The sequence below is a fragment of the Listeria fleischmannii subsp. fleischmannii LU2006-1 genome (assembly GCF_000344175.1).
In the GTDB taxonomy this organism is placed as follows: domain Bacteria; phylum Bacillota; class Bacilli; order Lactobacillales; family Listeriaceae; genus Listeria; species Listeria fleischmannii.
On sequence record NZ_ALWW01000089.1, the window covers coordinates 1 to 731 of the forward strand.

A 731-nucleotide genomic window follows, 5' to 3' on the forward strand; every position below is an offset into this window, starting at 1 on the left:
TAATCTTTCGGGAGATGTTAAAAAAGTCCATCTTAAAAAATGAGCTTTTTGTGCGTAGCCACGCCTATGCATGTATCGATGAGGAATTGATTCCAACAGGAGAACTTCGAGAGGTTTTTGGAACTGCGTTTGATTTTAATGAGGCCAAGCAGATTCAAAGCGCGATTTTAAAAGGCGACCCGCAGATGGATTTAGCAAGTGGTGGATTAGATCACGGGTTTGTTTTGGAACATGTACGCAACCAACCTGACGCCATTTTAGTTGATCGGGATTCAGGGCGGGGCATAAAAATGGAAACGGATGCACCGGCTGTGGTGATTTATACAGGAAACACGTTAACGGGTGATTATACTGTTTTTGGGGATAAAATTCGGCCGTTTTCAGGGATAACATTTGAAACGCAAAGTTTGCCTGATGCTATTCATCATCCGCATTTTGGAGATATTGTGCTCCGGCCGGGGACCCCATTTTATTCCAAAACGATTTTTCGCTTTTTTGTAAATAAAGCTCGAAACTGATAAAATAAAACAGAAGGTTATTGTGAGAGGAGCCAAGGTACAATGAATTGGAACGTAGAATATGAAAAATGGTTAAATAATGGACAGCTAGATGCGGATTTGCGCGGACAGCTTGAGGTTTTACAAGGTGATGAAAAAACAATTAGAAGATAGTTTTTATAAAAATATGGAGTTTGGAACTGCTGGAATGCGTGGGGTTTTAGGTGCGGGAAC

General features: G+C 41.0%; 1 protein-coding gene and 1 pseudogene. Both read left to right on the top strand.

Annotated elements, in window-relative coordinates:
- The coding region (locus LFLEISCH_RS14345) for an aldose epimerase family protein (RefSeq protein ID WP_007478092.1) at positions 1-518 on the top strand (518 nt) is incomplete at its 5' end.
- 42 nt (positions 519-560) lie between these two features.
- Positions 561-731: pseudogene (locus LFLEISCH_RS15535) on the top strand (phosphoglucomutase); the annotation flags it as partial.